Here is a 24,299-nt window from a genome sequence, read left to right as displayed (position 1 = left end):
AGCATGCGATCGAAATTGTTCTTCACGGGGCCGTTTCCTGGGCGACAGTGGCAGTGGCAGTGGCAGGGCCAAATTCGGGCTTGAGCCGGCCGTTTTCGTCGAGCAACCAGGCGTCCATGACCTGGCGCACCACGGGGGCGGCGACGCCGGAGCCGGACTCGCCGTTCTCGACCATTACCGAGACCACGATCTTCGGATCTTCGGCGGGTGCGAAGGCGACGAACAGCGCGTGGTCGCGGTGACGCTCCTGGAGTTTGTTGCGGTCGTACTTCTCGCCCTGCTTGATCGCCACCACCTGCGCGGTACCGCTCTTGCCGGCGATGCGGTATTGCGACCCGAGCGCGGCCTTGCGCGCTGTACCGCGCGCGCCGTGCATCACCTGCTCCATGCCATGGGTGACCCGGGCCCAGTCGTTCTTGTCGCGCAGCACGATGTCTTCCATCGGATTCTCATCCACCGGCTGCTTGCCCTCGATGGTCTTGGCCAGGTGCGGGCGGTTCCACTTGCCCTTGTTGGCGATCAGCGCGGTGGCCTGGGCCAGTTGCAGGGGCGTTGCCTGCATGTAGCCCTGGCCAATGCCCAGGATCAGCGTTTCGCCGGGGAACCAGGCCTGGCGGCGGGTGGCGCGCTTCCACTCACGTGATGGCATCAACCCGGGCGACTCCTCGAACATGTCCAGCGAGACTTTCTGGCCGATACCGAACTTGTTCATGTAGGCCGACAACCGATCAATCCCCATCTTGTGTGCAAGATCGTAGAAGTAGGTGTCGTTCGAGCGCATGATCGCCACATCCAGATCCACCCAGCCATCGCCGGTACGATTCCAGTTGCGGTACTTGTGGTCATAGTTGGGCAGTTGGTAATAGCCCGGATCGAATACCCGGCTGCTGGCATTGACCACGCCGCTGTCCAGGCCGGCGATGGCCACTGCCGGCTTGATGGTCGAGCCCGGCGGGTACAGGCCGCGCAGCACGCGGTTGAATAGCGGGCGGTCGATCGAATCGCGCAGCTCGGCATAGGCCTTGAAGCTGATGCCGGTGACGAACAGGTTGGGGTCGAAGCTCGGCTGGCTGACCATCGCCAAGACCTCGCCGGTGCGCGGATCGAGGGCGACGATCGCACCACGGCGCCCGGCCAGCGCCTCTTCGGCGGCCTCCTGCAGCTTGATGTCCAGGCTCAGGACAATATCCTTGCCAGGAATCGGGTCGGTGCGCTTGAGCACCCGCAATACACGGCCGCGAGCGTTGGTCTCGACTTCCTCGTAGCCAACCTGGCCGTGCAGGTCGTCCTCGTAGAAGCGCTCGATACCGGTCTTGCCGATATGATGGGTGCCGCTGTAGTTCACCGGATCGAGGGACTTGAGCTCCTTCTCGTTGATCCGCCCGACATAGCCCACCGAATGGGCGAAATGCGCCCCTTGTGGGTAATGCCGCACCAGTTGCGCCGCCACCTCAACGCCGGGGAGACGGAACTGGTTCACCGCGACGCGGGCGATCTGCTCCTCGCTCAGTTCGAACAGGATCGGCACCGGCTCGAACGGCCGACGACCCTGCTTCATGCGGCGCTCGAACAGGGCACGATCATCTTCGCTCAGTTCGAGCACCTCGATGATGGTATCCAGCACCTCCTGCCACTTGCCTGCCCGTTCGCGGGTCATGGTCAGGCTGAAGCTTGGCCGGTTATCGGCAACGATCACCCCGTTGCGGTCGAAGATCAGCCCACGGGTCGGCGGAATCGGCTGCACATGCACCCGGTTGTTCTCCGACAGCGTCGAGTGGTAGTCGTACTGGATGATCTGCAGGTAATACAGGCGCGCGATCAGCACGGACACGAGCAGCATGATCGCCACCGCGCCGACCACGACGCGGTTGCGCACCAGGCGGGCGTCTTTCTCGTGGTCCTTGAGGCGGATCTGCTGCGGCATCGGACAGGCTTACGAAGTCATTTGTGGTAAGGGTGCCCGGACAACACGGTCCAGGCGCGATAGATCTGTTCACCGATGAGTATCCGCACCAACGGGTGCGGCAGGGTCAGCGGCGACAGCGACCAGCGCTGTTCGGCGCGGGCGCAGACTTCCGGCGCCAGCCCTTCCGGGCCGCCCACCATCAGGTTGACCGTACGCGCATCCAGGCGCCAGCGATCCAGCTCGGTCGCCAGCTGCTCGGTGCTCCACGGCTTGCCATGGACTTCGAGCGTGACGATCCGTTCACCGGGCTGGACCTTGGCCAGCATCGCCTCGCCCTCCTGACGGATCAGGCGGGCAACGTCGGCGTTCTTGCCACGGGTGTTCAGCGGAATTTCAACCAGCTCCAACGACAGCTCGGCGGGGAGGCGCTTGGCGTACTCGTGCCAGCCTTCCTCGACCCACTTCGGCATGCGCGAGCCGACCGCGATCAGACGCAGACGCACGACGCTTCCTTATTCCCGATCCTTGAGTTTGTCGGTGAAGTAGTCGCTGGCGTTTTCCGGGCTGTGGTGCTTGGCATCAGCAGCACGGCTCTGCTCGGCGCCCAGCCACAGGCGCTCCAGGTCGTAGAACTGACGGGCAGCGGCGGTCATCATGTGCACGATGACGTCGTTCAGGTCCAGCAGCACCCAGTCGCTGTCGCCCTTGCCTTCTTCGCCCAGCGGCTGCGCGCCCTTGGCCTTGACGGCCTCACGGACCTTTTCCAGCATCGCGTTGATCTGGCGGTTGGAGGTACCGGTGGCAATGATCATGTAGTCGGTGAGGCTGTGCTTGTCGCGCACGTCGATGACCTGGATATCCTGGGCCTTGACGTCTTCCAGCGCGGCCTTGGTCAGTTCGACCAGTTCTTCGCCATTGATTTTCTGCTTGGTCATATAAAACTCGTTCAACTCGTTGTAATGAGGCGCCCTGCAGCGCCCTCAGTTGGACACACGGTACAGACCGTGCGCCTCGATGTAGGCCAGTACTGCGTCCGGCACCAGGAACCGAACCGACTTGCCGCTGGCCAGCAGCTGCCGGATCTGTGTGGCGGACACCGCAAGCGGCGTCTGCCAGACGAACGAAATGTTCCCCGCCGGGCCGGACATGGCGGTGGGATCGCTCTGCGAGCGCGCAGCCAGAAGGTTGCGCAGCTCATCGGGGGGTTCGACATCGGCATCCGGGCGTTGCAGCACCAGGATGTGACAGTGTTGCAGCAGCTCTTCCCAGCGGTGCCAGCCCGGGAGACCACAGAAGGCATCCCAGCCCAGCACCAGGTAGAGCTGGTCGTGCGCGTTCAGTTCGCTGCGGATCGACTCCAGGGTGTCGATGGTGTACGACGGTTTGTCGCGCGCCAGCTCACGGGCATCCACGCTCAAGCCCTCGACCCCTTGTACCGCACTGCGCACCATGGCCAGCCGGTCGGTGGCGGCCACCTGCGGTGTGTCGCGGTGCGGCGGCCGGGCGTTGGGCAGCAGGCGCAACTCGTCCAGCCCCATGAACTCGGCCACTTCCAGCGCGCTGCGCAGGTGGCCGATGTGCACCGGGTCGAAGGTGCCGCCGAGAATGCCGATACGCCGGACTGCCGGGGGCTTGCTCAACTCAGCAGGACCCGCGCAACTGACCGTCGCCGATCACCACGTATTTTTCGCAGGTCAGCCCTTCCAGGCCGACCGGACCGCGGGCGTGCAGCTTGTCGGTGGAAATGCCGATCTCCGCGCCCAGGCCATACTCGAAGCCATCGGCAAAGCAGGTCGGGGTGTTGAGCATGACCGACGCCGAATCGACCTCGGCCATGAAGCGCCGGGCATTACCCTGGTGCTCGGTGGCGATCGAGTCGGTGTGGTGCGAGCCATAGTGATTGATGTGCTCGATGGCCGGATCCAGGCCATCGACGATGCGGATCGACAGGATCGCATCCAGGTACTCGGTGTGCCAGTCGTCCTCGGTGGCCGGCTTGGCGGCGATGATCGCCTGGGTGCGCTCGCAGCCACGCAGCTCGACGCCCTTCTCTTCGAAGCGGCGGGCCATGTCTGGCAAGAACGCCTGGGCCACGCTGGCATCGACCAGCAGCGTCTCCATGGCGCCACAGATGCCGTAGCGGTAGGTCTTGGCGTTGAAGGCAATGCGCGCGGCCTTCTCCAGGTCGGCGTGCGCATCGACATAAATGTGACAGATGCCGTCCAGGTGCTTGATCACCGGCACGCGAGCATCGCGGCTGATGCGTTCGATCAGGCCACGGCCACCACGCGGAACGATGACATCGACGAACTCGGGCATGCTGATCAGCGCACCGACGGCTTCGCGGTCGGTGGTTTCGACCACCTGCACCACGGCTGGCGGCAGGTCGGCCTCGGCCAGGCCGCGCTGGATGCAGGCAGCGATGGCGCGATTGGAGTGGATGGCCTCCGAGCCGCCACGCAGGATGGTGGCGTTGCCAGACTTCAGGCACAGGCTGGCGGCGTCGATGGTCACGTTCGGACGCGACTCGTAGATGATGCCGATCACACCGAGCGGGACGCGCATCTTGCCAACCTGGATGCCCGACGGACGGTAGCTCATGTCGCGGATCGCACCGACCGGATCCGGCAGCGCAGCGACTTGGCGCAGGCCGGTGATCATGCCGTCGATACGCGCCGGGGTGAGCGCCAGACGGTCCAGCAGTGCTGGCTCAAGGCCATTGGCACGGCCTGCGGCGAGGTCCTGTTCGTTGGCTGCGGTCAGCTCGGCGCGGCCTGCGTCGAGCGCGTCGGCGGCGGCCTGCAGGGCGCGATTCTTCTGCGCAGTGCTGGCGCGGCCGATCACCCGCGAGGCCTCACGGGCGGCGCGACCCAGGCGGGTCATGTAGTCAAGAACGGACTCGGTCATGGGTTCGGTGTCTTGGCGAAGGGGAAATCGGCTGATTATAACTGCCGCGCTCGGGTACGCCCAGCGGCGGGTGGCGGATGGTAGAAGATGGCAGCGGAAATATGTAGGAAAGATGTAACTACCAGTATCGGAACTGACCGTTTATGGCGTCGACTCTTTCGCGGGCAAGCCCGCTTCTACCAGGAGTGGCGTGGCCTGGACAGAAGCGGGCGACACCCCGGGAAGATCCACCCGGTTACAACATGGTTCAGCCTCGATTAAGCCGTTCATTGCTATCATCCCTGCCCTCACCACCACGAACCGCCAATATGCCCGTCCCCTGCCCGGCCCTTGCCCTGCCCGACAGCTTCTTCGACCGCGACGCCCAGACCCTCGCCCGCGCGCTGCTGGGCAAGGTCATCCGCCACCGCCACGGCGACCTGTGGCTGGCCGCCCGCATCATCGAGACCGAGGCCTACTACCTTACCGACAAAGGCAGCCACGCCTCGCTCGGCTATACGGATAAGCGCAAGGCGCTGTTCCTCGACGGCGGACACATCTACATGTATTACGCCCGCGGCGGCGACTCGTTGAACTTCAGCGCCCACGGGCCGGGCAACGCCGTGCTGATCAAGTCGGCCTATCCCTGGGTCGACGCACTCTCCGATGACAACAGCCTGGCGCAGATGCAGTTGAACAACCCGGATGCCAGCGGCAACCTGCGCCCGGCAGAGCGCCTGTGCGCCGGTCAGACCCTGCTGTGCCGCGCTCTGGGCCTGAAGGTGCCGGACTGGGACGCCCGCCGTTTCGACCCGCAGCGGCTCTACGTCGAAGATTGCGCCGTCAGCGTGCCGCGTGTGATCCAGACCACCCGCCTGGGCATCCCCCACGGCCGCGACGAACACCTGCCGTACCGCTTCGTGGACGCCGAATTCGCCCGTTTCTGCACCCGGAACCCGCTGCGTCGGGGCCAGGTCGAAGGACGGGATTTCTTCATTCTGGAACAAGGAAACTGACACCATGAGCCAATGGCTCGACAGCCTGACCAGCTGGCTCAGCGCCAACCCGCAGTGGCTTGGCCTGGCCATTTTCCTGATCGCCTGCATCGAGTGCCTGGCCATCGCCGGCATCATCGTACCCGGTACGGTGCTGCTGTTCGCTGTGGCGGTGCTGGCCGGCAGCGGCACCTTCAGCCTGGGCGAGACGCTGCTGCTGGGTTTTCTCGGCGGCATGCTCGGTGACGCCATGTCGTACGCCATCGGCAAGTATTTCCATCAGAACATCCGACGCCTGCCGCTGCTGCGCCACCACCCCGAATGGATCGGCAGCGCCGAAACCTACTTCCAGCGCTACGGTATCGCCAGCCTGCTGGTGGGCCGCTTCATCGGCCCGCTGCGGCCGATGCTGCCGATGGTCGCCGGCATGTTCGACATGCCATTGCCGCGCTTCATCGCCGTGAGCCTGGTGGCCGGTGCCGGCTGGTCGGTGGCCTACCTGCTGCCCGGCTGGGCCACGGGCGCAGCGATGCGTCTGCCCCTGCCTGAAGGGTTCTGGCTGGACGCGGGGATCATCGCCGGTGGTCTGGCCGTGCTGGTGGGCCTGAGTTTCAACGCCAGCATTCGCGACCAGCGCCACGGCACCCGCCTGATCGCAGGCTTGAGCCTGGTGGCCTTGGCGGGGGTATTCCTCGGCTGGCCCTACCTGCACGAATTCGACCAGGGCGTGATGACCCTGGTGCAGGAACATCGCAGCAAGGCCATCGACGGTGCCGTGGTCATCGTCACCCGCCTGGGCGACTTCAAGACCCAGTTCTTCCTCGGTGGCCTGCTGACCGGCCTCCTGCTACTGGCACGGCAATGGCGCCATGCGCTGTTCGCCGGCGGCGCACTGATCGGTACCGCGCTGTGCAACGGCTCGCTGAAATGGCTGTTCGCCCGGGCACGCCCCGAAGTGCTGGTCGATCCGCTGACCAGCTACAGCATGCCCAGCGGACACAGCTCGGCATCCTTTGCGTTCTTCCTGGTGCTGGCGGTGTTGGCCGGTCGCGGCCAGCCGCCGCGCATGCGCCTGACCTGGGTGCTATTGGCAGTGCTGCCAGCGCTGTCGATCGCCCTGTCACGGGTGTACCTGGGCGCACACTGGCCGACCGACATCCTGGCCGGCGCCCTGCTGGCATGCTGCGTGTGTGCGGCCAGCCTGACGCTGGTGCAGTATCGCGAGCCATTGAGAGCACTGCCGCAAAAGGTGTGGTGGCTGATCTTGCCGGCGTGTATCGCGCTGCTGGCGTTCTTCGCCATGCATTCGCTGCCCAAGGCGTTGCTGCGTTATCAGTATTGAAGCGATGCGCGGGAGTTACGCCCGCGACCTCAGGCAAACAACTCGCCCTGGATACGCTCCAGCAGCGTCTGGATCGCCTCCAGCCGCTGCACTGGCGAGTCGATCGCCAGCAGGTCGATCTTGTCCTCTTCCATGAACGGCAGCAGGTACGCCAGCTGGTTGGCCAGCGACTGGCGCCCGTCCACCTCGCGCGGCATGTCCAGCGCCTCGACCATCGGGTGCTCGCCCAGGGCCACCAGCAGCGCCAGCAGGTCATCGTCCTGCTCGTCCAGCGGGCTGTCCGCCTGATCGACCAGCCACTGCACCTCACCGACCATCAACTGGTCCCTGAGCACGTCGGTCTGCTCCACCCTGAAGCGCCGCACACCTTCGACACGGATGCCCAGCAGGCCGTTGTCCTGCTGCACGAAGTCGCGTATCAGCGCCTCGCAGCCGAACTCAGCGATGCCTGCCGGAGCCTTCCCCACTTGATCGCCCTCAAGAATGCACACCACCCCGAAACCTTCGCCCTGCTTCATGCAGCGGCCGATCATGTCCAGGTAGCGCGCCTCGAAGATCTGCAAGTCGAGCAAGCAGCCGGGAAACAGCACGGTATTGAGGGGGAACAGCGGTAACGTCATCTCGACTCCTCAAGCCACCAGACTGACTGCCAGCGGCAGGAACACCGCCGTGGCCACGCCCATCAGGCTCATCGCCAGCGCGGCGAAAGCGCCGCATTCATCACTTTCCTGCAAGGCCGCCGAGGTGCCCACCGCGTGTGCGGTGACGCCCAGGGCCATACCCCGCGCCTCGGGGCTGAGCACACCACAGCGCGTCAGCAGGGCCGGGCCGAAGATGGCGCCGATCACCCCGGTGATCAGCACGAATACCGCCGCCAGTGCCGCTACGCCACCGATCTGCTCGGCCACCAGCATGGCGATGGGCGAGGTCACCGACTTGGGCGCCATGGTCATCAGGATCATGTGTTCGGCGCCGAACCACCAGCCTAGCGTCACGCAGGCCAAGGTGGCGAACACTCCCCCGATTACCAGCGTAGTAAAGATCGGCCAGAACAGTTGGCGGATACGTCGCAGGTTGAGATAGAGCGGGACCGCCAGGGCCACGGTGGCCGGTCCGAGGAGAATATTGAGGATTTCGGTGCTGCGCTTGTACTCGCTGTAGTCGATGCCACACGCCAGCAGCACACCGATCAGGACCAGCATCGACACCAATACCGGTTGCAGGAAGATCCAACGGGTGCGCTCGTAGCCGGCGAGCACCAGTTGGTAAACCCCAAGCGTGATACCAATCCCGAACAAGGGGTGGTGAATGACGGCTTGCAGTGCACCCTGCCAGTCGAGGCTCATGGCTGTTCCTCGTGCTTGCCGTGGCGATGGATCAGCTTCTGCATCAGTACGCCGACGAACACCAGGGTGACCAGGCAGGAGATCACCAGCGCACCGGCAATGGCCCAGAAGTCGGCGGCGATGTCGCGGGCATAGACCATCACGCCGACGGCTGGCGGCACCAGCAGCAACGGCAGGTAACGCAGCAGGCTGCTGGCGGCCTCGTTGAGCGGTTTGCCAACTTCGCCGCGGATCATCAGGCAGGCCAGCAGCAACAGCAGGCCGATGATCGGGCCCGGCAACATGGGCAGTACCAGGTGATTGATCGCCGTGCCCAGCAACTGGAACACCACCAGCCAGGTCAATCCACGCAACAGCATAAGCATCTCCTTGGGGCCTCGGGCGCCATTATAAGCACGCGTCCTGCCTGTATAAGGCGATATTCGCCGAAAAGGGAAGAACTTGACCGCAACGGTGCGCCGTGGTGATCTTGCACCTTCGTACCAAAAGACAACCCGGAGAGTCGCGATGCCCTATGTACCTGTTGCAGAGCTTTCGCAGTACGTTGGAAAGGAACTGGGACGTTCCGAATGGCTGAAGATCGATCAGCAGCGCATCAACCTGTTCGCCGAGGCCACCGGCGATTTCCAGTTCATTCATGTCGATCCGGAGAAAGCCGCCAAGACCCCCTTCGGCTCCACCATCGCCCACGGCTTCCTCAGCCTGTCGCTGATTCCCAAGCTGATGGAAGACATCCTCGTGCTGCCCGAGGGCTTGAAGATGGTGGTCAACTACGGGCTGGACAGCGTGCGCTTCATCCAGCCGGTGAAAGTCGACAGCCGCGTGCGCCTGAAGGTGGACCTCACCGACGCGACCGAGAAGAAGCCCGGCCAATGGCTGCTCAAGGCCACCGTCACCCTCGAGATCGAAGGCCAGGAAAAACCGGCCTACATCGCCGAGCCACTGTCGCTCTGCTTCGTCTGAGGCAGCACCGGGGCCGTTCACCGGCCCCGGCCACGGCTGTCTCACGCCCCGATTCTGCGGCATACTCGGCGCACCTTTGTGCTCGGATTACGCCATGCGCCCGCTGCTGCCCCTGACCCTGATCCTGCTGCTCGCTGCCTGCGGCGAAGGCGAACCGCTGTCGCCGCCGGACGCGCGCCTGCCCGACGGCGGGCGCTACCGGGGTGAGGTGGTCAATGGTCTGCTGCAGGGCGAAGGCCGCATCGACTATCCCAACGGCAGCTGGTATGCGGGCACGTTCAAGGACGGTCAGTGGCATGGCCAGGGTGAGTGGCACGGCAGCAATGGCGAGGTCTATCGCGGCCAATTCGCCGCCGGGCTGTTCGAAGGCCTGGGCGACCTGACCACCCCTGGCAGCCACTATGCCGGCACCTTCAAGCATGGCCGGCGCGACGGCGAAGGCACCCTCAAGCAGCACGACCAGACCTACCGGGGCCAGTTCAAGGATGATCTGTACGAGGGCGCCGGCCAGCTCGAACTGGCTGACGGCAGCCGCTACCAGGGCCTGTTCGCCAAGGGCAAGCCCAATGGCGCCGGAGTGCGCAGCGATGCCAGCGGCAACCAGTTCAGCGGCCACTTCATCGATGGTCAACTCGAAGGTGCCGGCACCTTCGACAGCGTCGAAGGCGAGCAGTACATCGGCGAATTCAAGGAAAACCGCCTCGAAGGCCGCGGCCGCTACGAAAACGCCGACGGCGATGTGTGGATCGGCGACTTCAAGGATGGTGCGCTCAGCGGCCAGGGCGAGTTGCTGGGCAGCGACGGCAGCCGCTACAAGGGCGGCTTCCAGGACTGGCGCTTCTCAGGCAAAGGCCATCTGCACCTGGCGGACGGCAGCCAGTACATTGGCGGCTTCGCCAACGACGTCTACCAGGGTAGCGGTCGGCTGATCCAAGCCGATGGCCGCGTCGAGGCCGGCCAGTGGATCAATGGCGTGCGCGTGCGCGACGACAAGGGCACGCTGCTGCCCGACCCGCTGGACCTTGCCCTGCTCAACCAGGGCAAGCTGCTCGACGAGGCCCTGGCCAAAGTACCGCGCTCGGCCCCACCCATCCAGCTGTACAGCCTGGTCCTGGCCGGCGATGGCCAGCAGAGCGTGTTCCTGCGCGAAGCCGACTATGTCAGCAACATGCTCAGGGTGCGTTTCGGCGCCCGCGGTCAGGTCACCCTGGTCAATCACCGCGACCACCTGGCCGACCGCCCGATGGCCACCCGCGAGAACCTCACCCGTGCAGCCCGTACACTGGCCGAACGCAGTGGCCCGGAAGATATCGTGTTCGTCTACCTGACCAGCCACGGCAGCCATGACCACCAACTGGTACTCGACCAGCCGCGCCTGCAACTGGCCGACCTGTCAGCCGACGAGCTGGCCAACGCCCTCTCCCCCCTGAAAGATCGCGACAAGGTGATTGTCATCTCCGCCTGCTATTCAGGTGGCTACATCGCCCCGCTCAAGGATGAACGCACGCTGATCATGACGGCAGCGCGCCCTGACCGAGTCTCGTTCGGCTGCTCCGAAGAAGCCGACTTCACCTATTTCGGCGATGCCCTGTTCGCCCAGGCACTGAACCAGACCGACGACCTGAAACAAGCGTTTGAACTGGCGCGCAAAAGCGTTGCCGAACGGGAACGAAGGGAAGGTTTCGAGGCCTCCGAGCCGCAGATCTGGGCACCGCCACAGGTGCTCGCGCACTGGCAGCGTCTGCGTCGGCAACAAGCCGAGGAGGCCTTGAAGAACAAGGCCCAGCCAGCCGCGCCGGAGCAGGCAAAAAAGCCTGGAACCCGCTAAGCTGAGCTGTAACAAGGGAGAGACATCATGTACTTGACGCCTCAGCATGTCCTGCTTGCCGGAGCCACGGGTCTTACGGGTGAACACCTGCTCGACCGCCTGCTCAACGAACCCACCATCAGCCGTGTGCTGGCGCCTACCCGCAGGCCGCTGGCCGAGCATCCGCACCTGGAAAACCCGGTGGGTGACCCGGCGGTGTTTCTCCCGCAACTGGCCGGGCGCGTCGATATCGCCTTCTGCTGCCTGGGCACCACACTCAAGCAGGCCGGCTCCGAAACCGCCTTCCGTGCAGTCGACCTGGACATGGTCGTGACCTTCAGCAAGCGCGCACGCGAGATGGGCGCACGCCATCTGCTGGTGATCAGTGCAATCGGTGCAGACCCTAAATCATCGATCTTCTACAACCGGGTCAAGGGCGAGATGGAAGAGGCGCTCAAGGCTCAGGACTGGCCGCAGTTGACCATCGTACGGCCGTCGCTGCTGCTGGGCGAACGGCTCGAACCACGGCTGGCCGAGCGACTGGCCGGGCCATTCGCCCGGCTGATTCCCGGCAAGTACAAAGGTATCGAGGCCTGCACCCTGGCCCGCGCGCTGTGGCGACTGGCACTGGAGGAAGAGGACGGGATCCGGGTGGTCGAGTCTGACGAGTTGCGCAAGCTGGGCAAGAAATAGCAATACCTTCCAAGGCCTCTTCGCGGGTAAACCCACGAAAGGGCCGTTACAGGCCGCCACTGGCGTTGAATCCAACCCCCAGCGCCGTCAGTACCGATAGCGGCAGCAGCAGTGTATCGAGCAACATGCTCCCGGGCAGATCCAGCGCAGGATAGCCCGGTGCCTTGGCCCCGAAGCGATCCTCAGGGCAGCACCCGCCATTCATCACATACAGGTCCAGCCGAGTGCCGGCATACACCACTGGCGCCCCCGGCTGGTTGGCATCCAGCGTTCGCACTGTCGCGCAACCACTCAGGCAGCCCAGCAGCAGCAAGCCTGTCAGCGCGCACTTCAATCATCGACCCCGTAATGATGCTCGCCCCAGCGCGGCAACATGTCCTGGGGGATGTTCAGCAGGTTGAGCACTCGCGCGACAACGAAGTCCACCAGGTCATCGATGGTCTGCGGCTGGTGATAGAAGCCCGGCGCCGCCGGCAGGATCACCGCGCCCATCTGCGAGAGCTTGAGCATGTTCTCCAGGTGGATGGTGGAGAACGGCGCTTCACGCGGCACCAGGATCAGTTGCCGGCGCTCCTTGAGCGTCACGTCCGCCGCCCGCTCGATCAAGTTGTTGCAAGCACCGGTGGCGATTGCCGACAACGTGCCGGTCGAACAGGGCACCACCACCATCGCCGCAGGTGCGCCGGAACCCGAGGCCACCGGCGACATCCAGTCTTCCTTGCCATACACGCGGATCTGCCCATCGGCAGCGCCGGTGTATTCGGTCAGGAAGGCCTGCATCGCCTGCGGCTTGGGCGGCAGCAGCACGTCGGTTTCGGTGGACATCACCAACTGCGCGGCCTTGGAGATGAGGAAGTGCACCTCACGGTCCTCACGCACCAGGCAATCGAGCAGGCGCAGGCCGTATTGCGCCCCCGAGGCGCCGGTCATCGCCAGGGTGATGCGCTCCGGGCCGCTCACTTCAGGGCCTCGGCCAGCTTGCCGTGCAGACCGCCGAAGCCGCCATTGCTCATGATCACCACATGGGTGCCCGGACGTGCCTGGCCCTTGATCCGCTCGATGATCGCCTCGAGGCTGTCGGCCACCACGCTCGGCACCGAGCACTGCGCTGCCGTGGCGGCCAGGTCCCAGCCCAGGTTGGCCGGGGCGTACCAGATCACTTGGTCGGCGTCGTTGACACTTTCCGGCAGGCCATCACGGTGGGCGCCCAGTTTCATGGAGTTGGAGCGCGGCTCGATCACCGCAATCACCGGTGCCTCGCCCACACGCTTGCGCAGGCCGTCGAGGGTGGTGGCGATGGCGGTGGGGTGGTGGGCGAAATCGTCGTAGATGGTCACACCCTGCACCTCGGCGACCTTCTCCATGCGCCGCTTGACGCTCTTGAAGGCGCTGAGGCCATCGATGCCCATGGCCGGCACCACGCCGACATGGCGCGCGGCGGCGAGCGTGGCCAGGGCATTGGCGACGTTGTGCTGGCCAGTCAAGGCCCAGTCCACCACCCCTTGTGCCTCACCGTCGAACAGCACTTCGAAGCGCGAACCGTCCGGACTCAGCAGGCGCGCCTGCCACTGGCCACCTTCGCCAGTGGTTTGGACCGGAGTCCAGCAGCCCATGCCGATGACCCGCTCGAGCGCCTGCTCGGTGGTCGGGTGGATGACCAGCCCCTCACTCGGAATGGTCCGAACCAGATGGTGGAACTGCCGCTCGATGGACGCCAGATCCGGGAAGATATCCGCATGATCGAACTCAAGGTTGTTGAGGATCGCGGTGCGCGGGTGGTAATGCACGAACTTCGAACGCTTATCGAAGAAGGCGCTGTCGTATTCGTCGGCCTCGACCACGAAGAACGGCGTGCCGCCCAGGCGCGCCGAGACCGAGAAGTTCTGCGGCACGCCGCCGATCAGGAAGCCCGGGCTCATGCCCGCATGCTCCAGCACCCAGGCCAGCATGCTGCTGGTGGTGGTCTTGCCATGGGTACCGGCCACGGCCAGCACCCAGCGGCCCTGCAGCACATGGTCGGCCAGCCACTGCGGGCCGGAGACGTAGGGCAGGCCTTTGTTCAGCACGTATTCCACGGCAGGGTTGCCACGCGACATGGCGTTGCCGATGACCACAAGGTCAGGAGCCGGCTCCAGCTGGGCCGGATCGTAGCCTTGGGTGAGCTCGATGCCCTGAGCCTCGAGCTGAGTGCTCATCGGCGGATAGACGTTGGCGTCGGAACCGGTGACGCGATGGCCGAGCTCCTTGGCGAGCACCGCCAGCGAACCCATGAAAGTGCCGCAAATACCGAGAATGTGAATGTGCATGATCGACCTCGCAAAACATCGAGGCAGGGTAGCCCAGGGCGAGGGAAATCGCACCCGCTGTTTCGCTCAACTGGCCCTGGCGATACCGTGTTTGCGCAGTTTTCGATACAAGGTATTGCGGCTGATGCCCAAGTGTTCAGCGACGCGGGTCATGTGCCAGCGGTTTGCCTCCAGTACCTTCAACAGTGCAACGCGCTCGGCACTTTCCAGCGGTGCACGATCATTTCTATAGGAGCGGGCTTGCCCCGCGATGGCGTCAGCACAGTCAACATCGCTGCCCCCGCTTGAGCCAGCGCGGGGCAATCCCATTCCCACAACAGTCTGGGGAAGGTCAGACAACTCGATGCGCTGACCATCGCACAACGCCACCAAGGTGCGCAGCACGTTACGCATCTGCCGCACGTTCCCCGGCCAGGCAAAGCCCAACAACGCCTCACGCGCCTCGGGCGCGATCTCGATGGCCTGCCCTTCGGCCTCCTGACTCAGCAGGAAATCCAGCAACTGAGCCTTGTCGCTGCGCTCACGCACCGCTGGCAGCGCAACTTCCAGCCCATTGAGCCGGTAATACAGATCCTCACGGAACGCCCCCTGCGCCACCCGCTCCAGCAGATCCCGGTGAGTGGCGCTGACGATGCGCAGGTCCACCGCCTGCGGCTCACCCCCGATCGGCACCACCTGACGCTCCTCCAGCACTCGCAGCAGGCGGGTCTGCAGGGCCAACGGCATGTCGCCGATCTCGTCCAGCATCAGGGTGCCACCATCCGCTTGCAGCAGCTTGCCGCGCATCCCTTCCTTGCGCGCCCCGGTGAAACTGCCGCCGCGATAGCCGAACAGTTCACTCTCGATCAGGCTTTCCGGAATCGATGCGCAGTTGATCGCCACGAACGGCTTGGCGCTACGTTCGCTGGCCTTGTGCACGGCCTGGGCAAACGCCTCCTTGCCGCATCCGGTTTCGCCACGCAGCAATAACGGCACATCGCGCTGGTAAACCCGCAACGCACGATGAAAATCCCGTTGCAGGGCCGGGTCGAGCAGGCAGATGCCAGGCTCGGCACGCGGGGTGGCCAGCGGCAAGGACGCTGGCACCGACCATACCGGCTTGTGCGCCTGCCCGCGCACGCTGGCAAAGACCTGACGCCCGTCATGGGTACGCAGCGGCCAGGCCGCACTGCCTTGCGTCGTGGCGCGGCTGAACAGCTCGTCGTGACTGCAGGCGAAGAAGCGCCCAACCGACTTGCCCAGCACCCCGCCACGAATGCTGCCCAACAGGTTCAGCGCGCTCTGGTTGACCGCACAGACCCGGCCATCGCCGTCAAAGGCCAGCAGCCCCTCGCTGAACAGCCCGACCGACTCGGCCTGCAGATGAAAGCGCAACAACCAGTGATGCTCGAAGTGCCGCAGGAAATAGCAGCTCTCGATCATCTTCGCCGAGAGGTTGACCAGCGCCATGGTATGGAACTGGCTCTGGCGCGAGACATCCGGGCGCGCCGAGGATACATCGAGCACGGCCAGCAGCTCGCCGTGCGGATCGAACACCGGGCTGGCCGAGCAGGTCAGCCCGGTATGGCGGCCGCGAAAGTGTTCGTCCTGGTGAATGGTCAGGGCTTGGCGCTCGACCAGGCAGGTGCCGATGCCATTGGTGCCCTCGCGCGCCTCGCTCCAGTCTGCACCCAGCCACAGCCCGGCACGCTCGAAGATCCGTCGCTCGCTGGGCGCAGTGACGCAGTTGAGGATCACGCCGCGGGCATCGGTAAGCAGCACCGCGTGGCCCGAGCCGGACAACTGCTGATGCAGGCTGTTCATCTCGCCATCGGCGATCTGCAGCACCTGCTGCAGGCGCTCGCGACTCTCCAGCAGGCGCCCGTGCTCGAGCACCACCGGAGCCTGGGCCAGCGCAGGGTCGAGGTGATAGTCCTCGAGGCAGCGCAGCCAGGAGCGCGCGATGGACGGGTCGCTGGCCGGGCCGTGGGGCTGCCCGCGAGCGACCGTGAGTACCTGCTGGGCATGGCGACTGAAAGCGTTGCTCTGCATTTTTGTTGTTCTCCGCAGATGAAGCGTCCCGCCAGCATCCTCCTCCCGAGAACGCTTTGCAATGACGGCCCGACCGTCGAGTCAGAAGCGTCTCGCCAATGGCACAAAGTGTCACCCTGCCTGTACCGCTCTCGGCACAACACCCGCTCGAAGTCGCTCGACGACTGATCCAAGTCATTGATTGCAAAGGGCCGCAAAGCACTGGCCCGACCTTTGCTCTACGCTTTCCAACTCCCCAACAAACACAATAGCCAGGAGACACACCATGCGTTACGCACATCCCGGTACCGAGGGCGCCAAGGTCTCGTTCAAGAGCCGCTACGGCAACTACATCGGCGGCGAGTTCGTAGCTCCGGTCAAAGGGCAATACTTCGAGAACACCTCGCCGGTGAATGGCAAGCTGATCGCAGAATTCCCCCGCTCCACTGCCGAAGACATCGACAAAGCCCTGGATGCCGCCCACGCCGCCGCCGACGCCTGGGGCCGTACCAGCGTGCAGGACCGCTCCAACGTTCTGCTGAAGATCGCCGACCGCATCGAGCAGAACCTCGAAGTGCTGGCCATCACCGAAACCTGGGACAACGGCAAACCGATCCGCGAGACCCTCAACGCCGACATCCCGCTGGCGGTCGACCATTTCCGCTATTTCGCCGGCTGCATTCGCGCCCAGGAAGGCGGCGCCGCCGAGATCAACGAAAACACTGTCGCCTACCACATCCACGAACCGCTGGGCGTGGTCGGCCAGATCATCCCGTGGAACTTCCCGCTGCTGATGGCCGCCTGGAAGCTCGCCCCGGCCCTGGCCGCCGGCAACTGCGTGGTGCTCAAGCCCGCCGAGCAGACCCCGCTGGGCATCACCGTACTGCTCGAACTGATCGGCGACCTGCTGCCCAAGGGCGTGCTCAACGTGGTGCAGGGCTACGGCCGCGAAGCCGGTGAAGCGCTGGCCACCAGCAAGCGCATCGCCAAGATCGCCTTCACCGGCTCCACCCCGGTGGGCTCGCACATCATGAAATGCGCCGCCGAGAACATCATCCCGTCCACCGTGGAGCTGGGCGGCAAGTCGCCGAACGTCTACTTCGAAGACATCATGCAAGCCGAGCCGACCTTCATCGAGAAGGCCGCCGAAGGCATGGTCCTGGCCTTCTTCAACCAGGGCGAGGTGTGCACCTGCCCGTCCCGTGCCCTGGTGCAGGAGTCGATCTACCCGCAGTTCATGGAAGTGGTGATGAAGAAGGTGCTGCAGATCAAGCGCGGCGACCCACTGGACACCGATACCATGGTCGGCGCGCAGGCCTCGCAGCAGCAGTTCGAGAAGATCCAGTCCTACCTCAAGATTGCCCAGGAAGAGGGCGCCGAGCTGCTGACAGGCGGCAAGGTAGAGCAACTTGATGGCTCGCTGGCCACCGGCTATTACATCCAGCCGACCCTGCTCAAGGGCAACAACAAGATGCGTGTGTTCCAGGAGGAAATCTTCGGCCCGGTGGTCAGCGTCACCACCTTCAAGGATGAAGCCGAAGCTCTGGCGATCGCCAACGACACCGAGTTCGGCCTGGGTGCCGGCGTCTGGACCCGCGACATCAACCGCGCCTACCGCATGGGCCGGGGCATCAAGGCCGGCCGCGTGTGGACCAACTGCTACCACCTGTACCCGGCGCATGCCGCGTTCGGTGGCTACAAGAAGTCCGGCGTCGGCCGTGAAACCCACAAGATGATGCTCGACCACTACCAGCAGACCAAGAACCTGCTGGTGAGCTACGACATCAATCCGCTGGGCTTCTTCTAAACCGAGGTGCGCCCTTCGCGGGCAAGTCGCAGCGGCGAACCGCCGCTGCGACTTGCCCGCGAAGAGGCCCGACCTGCATCCACCAGATTTCAGGCCGGTTGGCGCGCTCCAACCGCTCTGGCTCGCTTCCTGCAACACAATCACCAAGGTCCGGAACCCCTTCCGGCCCGCAAAAAAACAACAGGTGAATCCATGCCAAGCGATCAATCCGCCGGCACGCCGGCAAGCTCCTCCGTAGATTTCGAGAAAGTCGGCTCCGACTATTTCCAGCAGCGTGAACTGAAAAAAGGCGCCGCAGGCTGGGTCCTGCTGGTGGGCCTAGGCGTGGCCTACGTGATTTCCGGCGACTACGCCGGCTGGAACTTCGGCCTCGCCCAAGGTGGCTGGGGCGGCATGTTCCTGGCCACGCTGCTGATGGCCACCATGTACCTGTGCATGTGCTTCTCGCTGGCCGAACTGTCCTCGATGATCCCCACCGCTGGCGGTGGCTACGGCTTCGCCCGCAGCGCGTTCGGGCCCTGGGGCGGCTTTCTCACCGGCACGGCGATCCTCATCGAATACGCCATCGCCCCCGCCGCCATCGCGGTGTTCATCGGCGCCTACTGCCAATCGCTGTTCGGCATCGGCGGCTGGATGATCTACCTGGCGTTCTACATCGTCTTTATCGGCATCCACATCTTCGGGGTCGGCGAGGCGCTGAAGCTGATGTTCATCATCACCGCCGTCGCTGCGATTGCACTGGCGGTGTTCCTGATCGGCATGGCGCCCCATTTTGATGCAGCCAACCTGTTCGACATCGCCAAGACCGACGCCGTCGGCGCCAGCAGCTTCCTGCCATTCGGCTATGTCGGCATCTGGGCGGCGATCCCCTATGCGATCTGGTTCTTCCTCGCCGTCGAAGGCGTGCCCCTGGCCGCAGAAGAGACCAAGAACCCCAAGCGCGACCTGCCCCGCGGCCTGATCGGCGCGATGCTGGTGCTGCTGGCCTTCGCCTTGCTGATCCTGGTGGTCGGCCCCGGCGGCGCCGGCTCCGAAGCGCTCAAGGCTTCGGGCAACCCGCTGGTCGAGGCACTGTCGAAGGCGTACGGCGGCTCGACCTGGATGGGCGGCTTCGTCAACCTGGTCGGCCTGGCCGGGCTGATCGCCAGCTTCTTCTCGATCATCTACGCCTATTCGCGGCAGATCTTCGCGCTTTCGCGCGCGGGCTACCTGCCGCGCAAGCTCTCGCAAACCAACAAGAGCAAGGCGCCGGTACTGGCCCTGGTGATCCCCGGCATCATCGGTTTCGCCCTGTCGCTGACTGGCCAGGGTGACCTGCTGATCCTGGTTGCGGTGTTCGGTGCCACCCTGTCCTACGTGCTGATGATGGCCGCGCACATCACCCTGCGCATCCGTCGGCCGAAGATGGAGCGCCCGTACCGTACCCCCGGCGGCATCTTCACCTCGGGCGTGGCCCTGGTGCTGGCCTGCATCGCCGTGGTCGCCGGCTTCCTGGTCGACCCACGCGTGGTGATTGGCGCTGCCGTGATCTATGCGGTATTAATTGCCTACTTTGCTTTCTACAGTCGTCACCATCTGGTGGCCGGGACGCCGGAAGAGGAATTCGCCGCGATCCAGAAGGCCGAAGAGGCCTTGCACTGATCGCCGACTTACGCCGCAGGCCAGCCCTGCGGCGCTCTGGAGATTCTGTATGGCAAGTTTCGTACACACGGTAGGCAATCTGGTCTACCGCTTCGACAGCCTCAAGGAAGTCATGGCCAAGGCCAGCCCGGCGCGTTCGGGCGACTTCCTGGCCGGCGTCGCCGCCGCCAACGACGGCGAACGGGTCGCCGCGCAGATGGCCCTGGCCAACATCCCGCTCAGTCACTTTCTCAGCGAAGCGCTGATCCCCTACGAACAGGACGAGATCACCCGGCTGATCATCGACACCCATGACGCCGCCGCGTTCGCCCCGGTCAGCCACCTCACCGTCGGCGGCCTGCGTGACTGGCTGCTCAGCGAAGCGGCCGACGAAGCCAGCCTGCGCGCCCTGGCCCCCGGCCTGACGCCGGAAATGGCCGCCGCCGTGTCGAAGATCATGCGCGTCCAGGACCTGGTGCTGGTGGCACAGAAGATCCGCGTGGTCACCGCGTTTCGCGGCACCATGGGCCTGCGCGGGCGGCTGTCGACCCGTCTGCAGCCCAACCACCCCACCGACGAGCCCGCCGGCATCGCCGCCAGCATCCTCGACGGCCTGCTGTACGGCAACGGCGACGCCATGATCGGCATCAACCCGGCGACCGACAGCATCGCCTCGATCTGCGCCCTGCTGGAAATGCTCGACGCGATCATCCAGCGCTACGACATTCCCACCCAGGCCTGCGTGCTCACCCACGTCACCACCTCGATCGAGGCGATCAACCGCGGCGTGCCGCTGGACCTGGTGTTCCAGTCCATCGCCGGCACCGAGGCCGCCAACGCTGGCTTCGGCATCAACCTCAACGTACTCCAGGAAGGCTACGAGGCAGGGCTATCGCTCAAGCGCGGCACCCTCGGGCAGAACCTCATGTACTTCGAGACCGGCCAGGGCAGCGCGCTGTCGGCCAACGCCCACCACGGCGTCGATCAACAAACCTGCGAGACCCGCGCCTACGCCGTGGCGCGGCATTTCAAGCCATTCCTGGTCAACACCGTGGTCGGTTTCATCGGCCCGGAGTACCTGTACAACGGCAAGCAGATCATCCGCGCCGGCCTGGAAGACCACTTCTGCGGCAAGCTGCTCGGCGTGCCGATGGGTTGCGACATCTGCTACACCAACCACGCCGAAGCCGACCAGGATGACATGGACACCTTGCTGACCCTGCTCGGTGTCGCCGGGATCAACTTCATCATGGGCATCCCTGGCTCCGACGACATCATGCTCAACTACCAGACCACCTCGTTCCACGACGCGCTCTACGCGCGCCAGACGCTCGGCCTGAAACCCGGCCCGGAATTCGAGGCCTGGCTGGAACGCACCGGCATCTTCACCCAGGCCGACGGCCGGGTACGCTTCGGCGACAACCTGCCTCCGGCCTTCCGCCACGCGTTGGCGCAGCTCGCATAGGGACGACCATGGACCGACCTACCCCCACGCATGACAACCCCTGGCTGGCCCTGCGCAACCTGACGCCCGCGCGCATCGCCCTGGGCCGTACCGGTACCAGCCTGCCGACCGGGGCGCAGCTGGATTTCCAGTTCGCCCACGCCCAGGCCCGCGATGCGGTGCACCTGCCCTTCGACCATGCCGGCCTGCGCCAGCAACTGAGCGACCGTGGCCGTGACAGCCTGTTGCTGCACAGCGCCGCCGCCGATCGTCACCAGTATCTGCAGCGTCCCGACCTTGGGCGTCGCCTGAGCGACGACTCGGCACTGAAACTGCGTGAACACGCCCAGGCCAACCCGGGCGGCGTCGATCTGGCAATCGTGGTGGCCGACGGCCTCTCGGCATTGGCCGTGCATCGCCACACGCTGCCCTTGCTGAGCCGCTTCGAGGAACAGGCCGCCGCCGATGGCTGGAGCAGCGCCCCGGTGATCCTGGTGGAACAGGGCCGAGTCGCGGTGGCCGACGAAGTCGGCGAGCTGCTCGGTGCGCGGATGACCGTGATGCTGATCGGCGAACGCCCTGGCCTGAGCTCGCCCGACAGCCTGGGCCTGTACTTCACCTACGCCCCGAAAGTGGGCCTGACCGACGCCTACCGCAACTGCATCTCCAACGTGCGCCTGGAAGGCCTGAGCTACGGCATGGCCGCGCATCGCCTGCTGTACCTGATGCGCGAGGCCTGTCGCCGACAGCTTTCAGGGGTGAACCTGAAGGATGAAGCCGAGGTCCACAGCATCGACAGCGAAAACTCGTCCAGCAAATGCGGAAACTTCCTGCTCGGTGAAGGGTAGAAAACATGTAACCCAAGGCGGATTGCGCTTCTAGGCTGCCTTGGGGCAGCATGCCGGTACGAGGCAGCTTGCATCCCCCCGTTCCCACATGGACTCTGAGGCCTGCTCATGCGCATCATCAAGGCAACCCTGGAACACCTCGACCTGCTCACCCCGCTGTTCGTCACCTATCGCGAGTTCTATGGGCAACTGCCCTACCCGGACACCTCGCGCAGTTTTCTCGAGAAGCGCCTCAAACGCGGTGAATCGGTGATCTACCTGGCCCTGCCGGATGACGACAACAGCAAGCTGCTGGGTTTCTGCCAGCTCTACCCGAGTTTTTCCTCGCTGTCGCTCAAACGTGTGTGGATCCTCAACGATATCTACGTTGCCGAGGATTCCCGACGCATGCTGGTGGCCGACCACCTGATGCGCGAAGCCAAGAAGATGGCGAAGGAAACCAACGCCGTGCGCATGCGCGTATCCACCAGCAGCGACAACGAGGTAGCGATGAAGACCTACGAGTCCATGGGCTTTCGCAAGGATACCGAGTTCGAGAACTACGTCCTGCCGATCAGCCAGGATTGACCGACCGGGCTCATCTGACACTGCTCGGCGTGCTTTCCATAGCCAGCAACCGTCCCGTTCAGATCTGGAGGCCAGTGCCGTCCACCCTGCGGGGGACGGCTTACGCCGCCCCGTAACCCCCCGCTACAAACTCCCCGGGCATCTTCACGACTTCGCCGTATAATGCCCCATTCGTCATGTGTGAAAAGTTACCCATCCACCGGTGAACATGCCCACGCAAAATGACGTCGTCCGTCATCGCGCGCCCGTGGAAGCGGGTCAAGACAACAGGTGCTGTACATGGAATTCAACCCGCTGGACCTTATCCTGCATCTCGATGCCTACCTCGACCTGCTGGTGACCAACTATGGTCCCTGGATCTACGCCATCCTGTTCGCGGTGATCTTTTGCGAGACCGGCCTGGTGGTCATGCCCTTCCTGCCGGGCGATTCGCTGCTGTTCATCGCCGGCGCCGTGGCCGCGGGCGGTGGCATGGATCCGGTACTGCTCGCCGGCCTGCTGATGGTCGCCGCGATCCTCGGCGACAGCACCAACTACGTGATCGGACGAACGGCCGGGGAACGCCTGTTCCGCAACCCGAACTCGAAGATCTTCCGCCGCGACTACCTGCAGCGCACCCACGAATTCTACGAACGCCACGGCGGCAAGACCGTCACCCTTGCCCGCTTCCTGCCCATCCTGCGCACCTTCGCCCCGTTCGTCGCCGGCATTGCCCACATGCACTACCCGCGTTTCCTAGGTTTCAGCGTCGCCGGCACCCTGCTGTGGGTTGGCGGCCTGGTCACCCTGGGCTACTTCTTCGGTAACGTGCCTTTCATCAAGCAGCACCTGTCGCTGATGGTCGTGGCCATCATCGTCCTGTCGCTGGTGCCGATGATCCTGGGCCTGCTGCGTGGCCGACTGGGCCGTACCGCCAAGGCCCACTGACCGTCCATGTGGTCGTTCAGCGCCTGGCGGCGCAAGCGCACCCTGGCGCGCTACCAGGTCGATCAAGCGCTGTGGCAGGCGATCCGTGACCGCCTGCCCCTGCTCGACGGCATCAGCGACGAGGAAGACCGCTGGCTGCGCGAGGCCAGCGTGCTGTTTCTGTACGACAAGCACCTCACTACCCTGCCCGGCGTCGAGCTGGACGACGAGCAGCGCCTGTTCCTCGCGGCCCAGGCCCAGCTTCCACTGCTGCACCTGGGCGAGCTGAACTGGTACCAGGGCTTTCACGAGATCATCCTCTACCCCGACGACTTCAAGAGCCCCCAGCGCCACCGCGATGCCAGTGGTGTCGAGCATGTGTGGGACGGCGAACACAGCGGCGAGGCCTGGCAGCAGGGCCCGGTGATCATGGCCTGGGCCGGCGTCGAGGCCAGCGGCGGTTGGGAAGCCTACAACCTGGTGATCCACGAGCTGGCGCACAAGCTCGACATGCTCAACGGCGACGCCAACGGCCTGCCGCCCCTGCACCCGGGCATGGACGTCAATGCCTGGGCCCACGCCATGCAGCAGGCCTACGACGATCTCAACCGCCAGCTCGACGCCAACCCTGACCTGGAAACGCCCATCGATCCCTACGCTGCGGAAAATCCGGCCGAATTCTTCGCCGTGACCAGTGAATACTTCTTCAGTGCTCCAGACCTGCTGCACGAAAGTTATCCACAGGTGTACCGACAATTGTCGCTGTTCTATCGCCAGGACCCGCTGGCCCGCCTGACACGCCTGCAGGCCGAACACCCGCAGTACCGCGACGCCCACGTCTGATACGCCCGCA

24 protein-coding genes are annotated in these 24,299 nt (G+C 64.7%); 12 read left to right on the top strand and 12 right to left on the bottom strand.

The annotated features are described in order from the left end of the window. Positions 1 to 22 precede the first annotated feature (22 nt). Genes mrdA through ACNFHO_RS25340 form a run of 5 tightly spaced genes read right to left on the bottom strand, consistent with a single transcriptional unit; the run spans position 23 to position 4,813 of the window. Positions 23 to 1,924 (bottom strand): penicillin-binding protein 2, encoded by a 1,902-nt coding sequence (gene mrdA, locus ACNFHO_RS25360; RefSeq protein WP_416767746.1) that lies wholly within the window; start codon positions 1,922 to 1,924, stop codon positions 23 to 25. A 17-nt stretch (positions 1,925 to 1,941) separates the two neighbouring features. Continuing rightward, entirely contained in the window at positions 1,942 to 2,409 is a 468-nt protein-coding gene (gene rlmH / locus ACNFHO_RS25355) for a 23S rRNA (pseudouridine(1915)-N(3))-methyltransferase RlmH (protein WP_054892809.1), read from the bottom strand. 9 nt (positions 2,410 to 2,418) lie between these two features. After that, on the bottom strand, positions 2,419 to 2,841 hold the full coding sequence (gene rsfS / locus ACNFHO_RS25350) for a ribosome silencing factor (protein WP_054892808.1): 423 nt from the start codon (positions 2,839 to 2,841) through the stop codon (positions 2,419 to 2,421). 45 nt (positions 2,842 to 2,886) lie between these two features. Further along, positions 2,887 to 3,546 (bottom strand): nicotinate-nucleotide adenylyltransferase, encoded by a 660-nt coding sequence (gene nadD, locus ACNFHO_RS25345; RefSeq protein ID WP_063542595.1) that lies wholly within the window; start codon positions 3,544 to 3,546, stop codon positions 2,887 to 2,889. 1 nt (position 3,547) lies between these two features. Further along, complete coding sequence (locus ACNFHO_RS25340; protein ID WP_054892806.1) at positions 3,548 to 4,813, bottom strand: glutamate-5-semialdehyde dehydrogenase; 1,266 nt, start codon at positions 4,811 to 4,813, stop codon at positions 3,548 to 3,550. Between the two features lie 308 nt (positions 4,814 to 5,121). Here ACNFHO_RS25340 and ACNFHO_RS25335 point away from each other — a divergent pair, with 308 nt between their 5' ends. Then, positions 5,122 to 5,808 carry a DNA-3-methyladenine glycosylase gene (locus tag ACNFHO_RS25335; protein ID WP_054892805.1) on the top strand — a complete coding sequence of 229 codons (687 nt, stop codon included), beginning with the start codon at positions 5,122 to 5,124 and terminating at the stop codon, positions 5,806 to 5,808. Between the two features lie 4 nt (positions 5,809 to 5,812). Next, positions 5,813 to 7,129 carry a bifunctional DedA family/phosphatase PAP2 family protein gene (locus ACNFHO_RS25330; RefSeq protein WP_416767745.1) on the top strand — a complete coding sequence of 439 codons (1,317 nt, stop codon included), beginning with the start codon at positions 5,813 to 5,815 and terminating at the stop codon, positions 7,127 to 7,129. A 29-nt stretch (positions 7,130 to 7,158) separates the two neighbouring features. On the opposite strand, the gene ACNFHO_RS25325 is transcribed toward ACNFHO_RS25330, so the two are convergent. The 3 genes from ACNFHO_RS25325 to ACNFHO_RS25315 are packed head-to-tail and all read right to left on the bottom strand — an operon-like array spanning position 7,159 to position 8,834. Continuing rightward, positions 7,159 to 7,749 carry an LON peptidase substrate-binding domain-containing protein gene (locus ACNFHO_RS25325; RefSeq protein ID WP_416767744.1) on the bottom strand — a complete coding sequence of 197 codons (591 nt, stop codon included), beginning with the start codon at positions 7,747 to 7,749 and terminating at the stop codon, positions 7,159 to 7,161. 9 nt (positions 7,750 to 7,758) lie between these two features. After that, positions 7,759 to 8,475: an LrgB family protein gene (locus tag ACNFHO_RS25320; RefSeq protein WP_063542592.1), complete on the bottom strand. Its 717-nt coding sequence runs from the start codon at positions 8,473 to 8,475 to the stop codon at positions 7,759 to 7,761. Continuing rightward, a complete protein-coding gene (locus tag ACNFHO_RS25315; protein ID WP_054892801.1) occupies positions 8,472 to 8,834 on the bottom strand; it encodes a CidA/LrgA family protein in 363 nt (120 codons plus the stop codon). Before ACNFHO_RS25315 ends, ACNFHO_RS25320 begins: the two co-directional genes overlap by 4 nt. A 148-nt stretch (positions 8,835 to 8,982) precedes the next feature. On the opposite strand from ACNFHO_RS25315, the gene ACNFHO_RS25310 reads away from it, so the two are divergent. The 3 genes from ACNFHO_RS25310 to ACNFHO_RS25300 all read left to right on the top strand — a co-directional run bounded on the left by ACNFHO_RS25310 (position 8,983) and on the right by ACNFHO_RS25300 (position 11,938). After that, a complete protein-coding gene (locus ACNFHO_RS25310; protein ID WP_054892800.1) occupies positions 8,983 to 9,438 on the top strand; it encodes a MaoC family dehydratase in 456 nt (151 codons plus the stop codon). Between the two features lie 94 nt (positions 9,439 to 9,532). Then, positions 9,533 to 11,266: a C13 family peptidase gene (locus tag ACNFHO_RS25305; RefSeq protein WP_112897238.1), complete on the top strand. Its 1,734-nt coding sequence runs from the start codon at positions 9,533 to 9,535 to the stop codon at positions 11,264 to 11,266. A gap of 27 nt (positions 11,267 to 11,293) precedes the next feature. Next, positions 11,294 to 11,938, top strand: a complete 645-nt coding sequence (locus ACNFHO_RS25300; RefSeq protein WP_416767741.1) for an oxidoreductase — start codon at positions 11,294 to 11,296, stop codon at positions 11,936 to 11,938. A 46-nt stretch (positions 11,939 to 11,984) separates the two neighbouring features. Here ACNFHO_RS25300 and ACNFHO_RS25295 read toward each other — a convergent pair whose 3' ends face one another. The 4 genes from ACNFHO_RS25295 to ACNFHO_RS25280 all read right to left on the bottom strand — a co-directional run bounded on the left by ACNFHO_RS25295 (position 11,985) and on the right by ACNFHO_RS25280 (position 16,275). Next, positions 11,985 to 12,272 (bottom strand): YceK/YidQ family lipoprotein, encoded by a 288-nt coding sequence (locus ACNFHO_RS25295; RefSeq protein WP_054892797.1) that lies wholly within the window; start codon positions 12,270 to 12,272, stop codon positions 11,985 to 11,987. Continuing rightward, positions 12,269 to 12,898 (bottom strand): flavin prenyltransferase UbiX, encoded by a 630-nt coding sequence (gene ubiX, locus ACNFHO_RS25290; RefSeq protein ID WP_063542582.1) that lies wholly within the window; start codon positions 12,896 to 12,898, stop codon positions 12,269 to 12,271. Before ubiX ends, ACNFHO_RS25295 begins: the two co-directional genes overlap by 4 nt. Further along, positions 12,895 to 14,244: a UDP-N-acetylmuramate:L-alanyl-gamma-D-glutamyl-meso-diaminopimelate ligase gene (gene mpl / locus ACNFHO_RS25285; RefSeq protein ID WP_063542580.1), complete on the bottom strand. Its 1,350-nt coding sequence runs from the start codon at positions 14,242 to 14,244 to the stop codon at positions 12,895 to 12,897. Before mpl ends, ubiX begins: the two co-directional genes overlap by 4 nt. Before the next feature lie 66 nt (positions 14,245 to 14,310). Then, a complete protein-coding gene (locus tag ACNFHO_RS25280; RefSeq protein WP_416767740.1) occupies positions 14,311 to 16,275 on the bottom strand; it encodes a sigma-54-dependent Fis family transcriptional regulator in 1,965 nt (654 codons plus the stop codon). Positions 16,276 to 16,540: 265 nt separating this feature from the next. Between ACNFHO_RS25280 and ACNFHO_RS25275 the strand changes: the two genes are divergently transcribed. The 7 genes from ACNFHO_RS25275 (at position 16,541) to ACNFHO_RS25245 (ending at position 24,289) form a co-directional block, all read left to right on the top strand. Next, positions 16,541 to 18,061 carry an aldehyde dehydrogenase family protein gene (locus ACNFHO_RS25275; RefSeq protein WP_054892793.1) on the top strand — a complete coding sequence of 507 codons (1,521 nt, stop codon included), beginning with the start codon at positions 16,541 to 16,543 and terminating at the stop codon, positions 18,059 to 18,061. A gap of 192 nt (positions 18,062 to 18,253) precedes the next feature. Beyond that, positions 18,254 to 19,702, top strand: a complete 1,449-nt coding sequence (gene eat, locus ACNFHO_RS25270; RefSeq protein ID WP_416767739.1) for an ethanolamine permease — start codon at positions 18,254 to 18,256, stop codon at positions 19,700 to 19,702. Between the two features lie 49 nt (positions 19,703 to 19,751). Beyond that, the gene (locus tag ACNFHO_RS25265) at positions 19,752 to 21,146 is read left to right on the top strand and encodes an ethanolamine ammonia-lyase subunit EutB (protein WP_054892791.1); all 1,395 of its coding nucleotides are present in this window, start codon (positions 19,752 to 19,754) and stop codon (positions 21,144 to 21,146) included. Positions 21,147 to 21,154: 8 nt separating this feature from the next. Beyond that, positions 21,155 to 21,973 (top strand): ethanolamine ammonia-lyase subunit EutC, encoded by an 819-nt coding sequence (gene eutC / locus ACNFHO_RS25260; protein WP_054892790.1) that lies wholly within the window; start codon positions 21,155 to 21,157, stop codon positions 21,971 to 21,973. A 108-nt stretch (positions 21,974 to 22,081) separates the two neighbouring features. Continuing rightward, on the top strand, positions 22,082 to 22,540 hold the full coding sequence (locus ACNFHO_RS25255) for a GNAT family N-acetyltransferase (protein WP_054892789.1): 459 nt from the start codon (positions 22,082 to 22,084) through the stop codon (positions 22,538 to 22,540). 279 nt (positions 22,541 to 22,819) lie between these two features. After that, positions 22,820 to 23,467 (top strand): DedA family protein, encoded by a 648-nt coding sequence (locus ACNFHO_RS25250; RefSeq protein WP_054892787.1) that lies wholly within the window; start codon positions 22,820 to 22,822, stop codon positions 23,465 to 23,467. A gap of 6 nt (positions 23,468 to 23,473) precedes the next feature. Then, the gene (locus ACNFHO_RS25245; RefSeq protein WP_112897235.1) at positions 23,474 to 24,289 is read left to right on the top strand and encodes a zinc-dependent peptidase; all 816 of its coding nucleotides are present in this window, start codon (positions 23,474 to 23,476) and stop codon (positions 24,287 to 24,289) included. Positions 24,290 to 24,299: the final 10 nt, after the last annotated feature.

This window comes from Pseudomonas sp. NY15374, from assembly GCF_048068255.1.
GTDB classification, from domain to species: domain Bacteria; phylum Pseudomonadota; class Gammaproteobacteria; order Pseudomonadales; family Pseudomonadaceae; genus Aquipseudomonas; species Aquipseudomonas machongensis.
The sequence above is the reverse complement of the archived record's forward strand: the minus strand, read 5'-3'. Positions and strand labels throughout refer to the sequence as shown.